The following is a 6238-nucleotide window of genomic DNA, read 5'->3' as shown; positions in this document are numbered from 1 at the left end:
AGAGGTTGTGGAAGTGTTACAATCGAGATTGGAGTGATTGACTATCCTAAGTTTATTACCCCGAATCAAGATGGGTATCACGATACTTGGAATATAATTGGAATTGCTTCCTTTGACCCTACAGCAAAAATCTATATATTTGACAGGTTTGGAAAACTCTTGAAACAAATTAGTCCGATAGGAGCTGGTTGGGATGGTACATATAATGGGAATTCCTTACCTTCGAGTGATTATTGGTTCGTTGTAGAGTACACAGAACAAGATGTTCAAAAGGAATTTAAAGGACATTTTACTTTAAAAAAATAGCTAAACTACTATGAAGATTAAAAAAATCTATTTTATCCTACTTTTATTAGTAACTCAGTTAGCCTTCTCTCAAGACGGTATTCCTGTGTATTCAGACTATTTTTCTGACAACTTATATTTATTACATCCCTCTATGGCTGGTGCCTCTGGAAGTAACCAAATACGTTTTACAAATCGGAAACAATGGTTCGACCAAGACGAAGCGCCTAACTTAGGAACGTTAAGTTATAATACGAGTTTGAATGATCAATCTGGTATTGGAGTAGTTCTTTTTACAGATAGAAACGGATACCATTCACAAACGGGAGGGTATGTAGGATATGCTCACCATTTATTGCTTTCGAGAAGTAGAGCAGATTTAAATCAAATTTCATTTGGTTTACGCCTTGGATTTATTCAATCAAAGTTGGATGAGACCCAGTTTGATTTAAATGATTACGACCCGATTATTGCAGGGATTGTTCAAAGTAGTTCTTACTTTAACGTAGATGCAGGTGTTTCCTATAATTTTTTAAATTTTGCAGCACACCTTACAATAAAGAACCTAATCTTTCAGAATAGAAGTATTTATTCAGATGAGTATGAATCAAACAACCAACGACGTTATATCATAGGAGCTTCTTATGGTATTGCTACAAATACAGAATGGAGTTATGAACCTTCATTATTGTTACAAGTTTCAGAACGAACAGGAGAACAATCGGTCGATGTGAACTTAAAAGTATATAGAGATATGGATTTTGGTCGTCTGTGGTTAGGACTTTCATACCGTAAGAGTTTTGATGGTGCTGAATACCTTGACGGTGAAGCAATCGAAAATCAGAAGCTAACATATATCACACCTGTGTTTGGTGCTAATTATAAAAACTTTATGGCTGCATATACGTACTCGTATCAAACAGGTTCGGTAAAGTTTAGAAGCGGAGGATTTCATCAAATCACATTAGGATATAATATCTTTAATGGAAAACCAAGTTTCTGGAAACAAGATATGCGTAATAACGGTAGATTACGTCCGCGAAACTAATTTCGACAAAACAATTAAAAAACCCCTCTTTAGCAATTTGCTTCAGAGGGTTTCCTTTTTTTAATTCCACGTGTAATTTTTCTTCTTCGCTTGTTTTTTTATTGCTTTTACCATGACGCTTTCTAAACCATTTGCTGTTTCAGATTGGTGTTTTGAAATATACAAACGTCGTTTTTCGTTGAGTTCTTTTATTTCCTTCTGAATGCGATTTCTTTCCGTACGTTGTTCAGCAATGTATTTTTTAAGTTCTGTTTTCGACTTCCTTTGAAGCGCTTCTGGTAATTCCTGTTGCTTCAGTTTGTCATAGCTAAAACCTTCCTCTTCTTCAGCATCAACCAAATCCCAAGAGCTGTTTTTGTACAAGCGTGATCCTTTTGTAACTGTTCTACTCACGGCATTTGCTTTGCTATAGCTAGCCGCATTTTCGTCTTGTTCTGCTTGTACTGCTATCTTTTCCTTTCCGAAGTGACCATATGGAACATACGTCGTATTTAGTTTGATGTTTAATTGAATAATTACATCGTCGTACGGAGAAGCAATGTGCACTGTTTCTTGATTGTGGTTAATGGCCATATAATCTCCATACGCTAAACGCGCGCCATCTTGCCAATTTGATGCAATTCCTTGCTCGTAGTTTCCACAAAAAATAGTGTTGACTACGACGTCCTTTTCTTTTGCATTAGTTGTGGCGTCTTTATAATTAACGGGCCCTTGATTAAAAGGTTCGTTTCCTGCGATAAAAATTAGTTTTAAGTCGTCTGCATTGTTTCCCCAATCTAATTTGTTTAGAGATGTTTGAACAACAGCGCCGCAATATTCACTTCCGCCATTAGTAGTTAAGGAGAACAACTCTTTCGAAACTTCATCTAAGTCTTCTGTAAAGGCAAGTACCTTTCGAATATAATTGTCACGACTGCTTAAACGGTCATTTCCGTATTCGTAGAGTGCTATTTGTATGTTAGGACGGGTATTTTTGCTCTTGGCGTACGAAAGTTCGTTTACGATCTCCCAAAGCTGTGCTTTAGCTTGATCTATTAATCCGTCCATACTATTACTGGTGTCTAATAGTAGCGCCACTTTAATATAGTGTTTTGAAAGATTATCAGGTTTTTCAATAGCTACAGGAGCAATAGTTGCGATGGGTTTAGAAGTGTCTGCTTTGCACGAATACATTACGGTAAGTAAGAGTATTGCTAAGATGTTTTGGATTGTTTTCATAACGATAATTTTTTTTTGTAAACCTATAAGGATCTTTTTCTGAAAAAAAACGGGAATGAGGGAACCATTGTTTAGCTTTAGGGAACTGTTTCCTTTTTTGAGTAAAGTGATGTTTTACACTATAAAAAGGCGCTGTTTGCCAAAAGTGTCGTTTTAATACTTGCTTTAAAGTGTGTATGTTTACCTTTTAATATGAATATGAAAGCATTTTCAATCTTAATTTTTGCAATTCTATGTTGTGTGCCATTTAGCGTGGAGGCACAAATAAATTCTTCTAAAACACCCTCTTTTGTTTTGAAAGGAAATGTAATTGAAGAAGAAACGAACATGCCTATTTCTAAAGTAAATGTAGAAATAAGTGGTGGTGGTTATACCACGACCAATAGCGCTGGGGAGTTTACCATTACAGCAAAAATTGGAGATGAATTAATCATTAGAAGTGACGATTTTAAAACCGTTTATTACCGCGTAAAAGACCAACAGCGTATTACCGTGAAGGTTGAAAATGCCGCGTCACTTCCTAAATTATCTTCCAAACGAAAAAGTTCGCCAGATGTATTTAAAAGTTATATCGATTCTGCGAAGACCTTTCTGAAAAAAGATGCTAAAAAAAGTATTGAATATGTTACCAAAGCTTTAGAATCGGTTCCTGGAAAGTCGGCTACAAGTACGCAGAATAGTGTTGCTTTTGAAACCTTAGGAGATATCAATTTATTTTGGGAACAACAGGATCTTGCCGTAGATAATTACAAACGAAGTCTTTCTGCGGTTCATAAAATTGATGTTCAAATTAAATTGGCTGCTGCTTTTCGGAAGAATAAAAACTATCAAGAAAGTATTGCTGAATATTCAGAATTGCTAAAAAATCGCCTTTCCAATTACCAAAGAGTTGAAGTGTATGAGGGCTTAGGAGATACCTACAAACAGATTAACGAAACGAAGAAAAGTGTATCCAATTATCAAAAGGCATTAGACATTGCTACTGCCAATAAAATTATACCTAAGATTACCGATTTAAACTCGAAAATAGGAGAAGCCTACGCGCAAAGTGGGGCGCTTGTTGAAGCGGAAGCGTATTATGATAATTCGTTGGATTTGTCCAAAAAAGAAAGTCGGAAGCGTGCGGTAGAGGAGAAAAATAAGGTTGCCGATTTCTACAATCAGAATCGATCGTACGATAAGGAAATTCAGTTGCGAGAAGAGACGCTGAACGAAATTGAATCGATGGAAGGAGATGCGATCGACGAAGATGTAAATAGTCCGTTAACACCACAGCGACAAAATTATAAAATTGCCAATGCCTTTTTAGGGCAGGAAAAGTACGACGAAGCAATTCCGTACTTGGAAAAGAGTATCAAAGAGGCTGGAAAAAAGGAAGATTTAGTGGTTGAAAAAGATGCAACGCGAAAGTTATCTGAGTTGTATCGTGGGATTGGTGAGTATGATAAGGCTGCGGAAAGTTACGAACGGTATTCGAACATTGTGGACGAATTGTATGCAAAGAAGGACCAGGAGCTTTCGCAGGCGGCCCGATTTAGCAAAGAAATTACCTTAACCCAAAATCGTATTGCAAGTCTTGAAAATGATCGGAAATTGAATGAAAGTCGGTACAAACTAGCTTTCGAAAATCAAACGCTGATTGAAAAAAACAATCGCGTGCAAAAATGGGTCATTGCATCTCTAATTTTAATTGCCTTATTGCTCTTTTTTACGGCGTATACACAATACAAAAGTGTGCTTCAGCAAAAGTATGCAAACAACCAATTGGCGTTAAAATCGTTGCGCACACAAATGAATCCGCACTTTATATTTAACGCATTGAACTCTGTAAATAGTTTTATTGCAAGTAATGACGAACGTGCGGCGAACAAATATTTGAGTGAGTTTTCGCAATTAATGCGTTCGGTGTTGGAAAATAGTGAAGAAGATTTTATTTCGTTAGAAAAGGAAATAGAGTTGCTGCAGCTTTATGTGAAGTTGGAACATTTCCGGTTTAAAGACAAGTTTGAGTATACGATAAAAGTTTCCGAAGAAATCAATGTAAACGAATTTGTAATCCCACCTATGTTGCTTCAGCCGTATGTTGAAAATGCCGTGTGGCACGGACTTCGATACAAGGAAGAAAAAGGGGTGCTCGAAATTACATTCGAACAAATTGATTCAGAAACAGTAAAAATAACGATTATGGACAACGGAATTGGACGTTCAAAATCGAAAGCGTTCAAAACGGAGAATCAGAAAAAACAGAAATCAAAAGGAATGGGGAATATTCAAAAACGAATCTCTATTCTGAATGAAATGTATAAAGATAAAGTAGATGTTACGGTAGAAAATGTGTTCGAGAATGAAGAAGGCACTCGCGTAATTTTAATACTTAAGAAAGATTAGAAGCTCACTTATAAAGTAAAAACAATACCACAAAAAGGATGAAATTACGCGCCATTATTGTTGAAGACGAAGAAACTAGCAGAGATATTCTCAGAAATTATTTGGCGAAGTATTGCCCTAATGTGACCCTTTTGGGAGAAGCGTCTAATGTAGATGAAGCCTTGATTATAATTCGGAACAATGAATTAGATTTGGTGTTTTTAGATGTGGAAATGCCCTACGGAAATGCCTTCGATTTGTTGGATAAAGTAGGTGATCGTCAGTTTGAAACCGTTTTTGTAACAGCGTATAACCATTATGCTATTGATGCCTTAAATGCACATGCTTCGTATTATTTATTAAAACCTATTTCGATCGATACCTTGATTGAAGCTGTCGATTATGTGACCGAAATTAAAGAGAAGGAGAACAGTCTTCAGAATACGGTGTTGCAGCCTACTTTGACGCAAGTATCAGGCAAAATAACCATTCCGCTGCAGAACGGATTTGAAGTCTTGGAAATTGAAACTATTTTGTATTGCCAAGCAGACGATAATTACACCAATATTTTCGTGAATGATAAAAAGAAACTGGTAAGTAAAACACTTAAGTATTTTGAAGAAATTCTTTCAGAAAACGGTTTTGCGCGGGTTCATAAATCGTATTTGGTCAATGTAAACGCTATTGTTGAATACAAAAAAGGGAAGGGTGGAAGCGTTGTTCTTACCAACGGAAAAGAAATTATGGTGAGTCCGTCGCGTAAAAAAGAATTGTTAGCGTATTTTAGCTAAAAACACGCAATTAGTATGATTATTAAAGCTGTAAACGGGAAATCTCCTCAGATTCCTGACGATTGTTTCATTGCCGAAAATGCCACTATTGTTGGCGATGTGGTGATGGGAAATGAATGTAGTGTATGGTTCAATGCAGTGCTTCGAGGCGATGTTCATTTTATTAAAATGGGCAACAAGGTAAATATTCAAGATGGCGCTGTAATTCATGCGACCTATAAGGTTTCTCCCACTACAATTGGAAATAACGTGTCTATTGGACATAATGCGATTGTACACGGTTGTACCATTCAAGACAACGTATTGATTGGGATGGGAAGCATTGTAATGGACGATTGTGTGGTGGAGAGTAATTCTATTATTGCTGCAGGCGCGGTGGTTACTAAAAATACCATTGTTGCGTCTGGGAGTATTTACGCAGGGGTTCCAGCTAAAAAAGTAAAAGACATTAGCAAAGAGTTAATTAATGGTGAGATTCATCGAATCGCCGATAATTACGTTACGTATTCCAGTTGGTTTAAAGAATAGA

General features: G+C 36.6%; 6 protein-coding genes. 5 read left to right on the top strand and 1 reads right to left on the bottom strand.

The features are described 5' to 3' along the window. Positions 1-306: T9SS type B sorting domain-containing protein (locus tag BLQ00_RS16305; RefSeq protein WP_139149443.1), on the top strand; the 306-nt coding region annotated here is incomplete at its 5' end. A gap of 10 nt (positions 307-316) precedes the next feature. After that, entirely contained in the window at positions 317-1333 is a 1017-nt protein-coding gene (locus tag BLQ00_RS16300) for a PorP/SprF family type IX secretion system membrane protein (protein ID WP_093145382.1), read from the top strand. A gap of 60 nt (positions 1334-1393) precedes the next feature. Here the strand turns inward: BLQ00_RS16300 and BLQ00_RS16295 are convergent, their stop codons facing one another. Next, a complete protein-coding gene (locus tag BLQ00_RS16295; RefSeq protein ID WP_093145381.1) occupies positions 1394-2551 on the bottom strand; it encodes a vWA domain-containing protein in 1158 nt (385 codons plus the stop codon). A 198-nt stretch (positions 2552-2749) separates the two neighbouring features. On the opposite strand from BLQ00_RS16295, the gene BLQ00_RS16290 reads away from it, so the two are divergent. From BLQ00_RS16290 to BLQ00_RS16280, 3 genes are read left to right on the top strand one after another with little or no spacing between them, the layout of a single operon-like run. After that, positions 2750-4939: a histidine kinase gene (locus BLQ00_RS16290; RefSeq protein WP_093145386.1), complete on the top strand. Its 2190-nt coding sequence runs from the start codon at positions 2750-2752 to the stop codon at positions 4937-4939. 38 nt (positions 4940-4977) lie between these two features. Continuing rightward, positions 4978-5709 carry a LytR/AlgR family response regulator transcription factor gene (locus BLQ00_RS16285; protein WP_093145380.1) on the top strand — a complete coding sequence of 244 codons (732 nt, stop codon included), beginning with the start codon at positions 4978-4980 and terminating at the stop codon, positions 5707-5709. A gap of 15 nt (positions 5710-5724) precedes the next feature. After that, entirely contained in the window at positions 5725-6237 is a 513-nt protein-coding gene (locus BLQ00_RS16280) for a gamma carbonic anhydrase family protein (RefSeq protein WP_093145379.1), read from the top strand. Position 6238: the final 1 nt, after the last annotated feature.

It is taken from the genome of Ulvibacter litoralis, from assembly GCF_900102055.1.
GTDB lineage: Bacteria > Bacteroidota > Bacteroidia > Flavobacteriales > Flavobacteriaceae > Ulvibacter > Ulvibacter litoralis.
The sequence above is the reverse complement of the archived record's forward strand: the minus strand, read 5'-3'. Positions and strand labels throughout refer to the sequence as shown.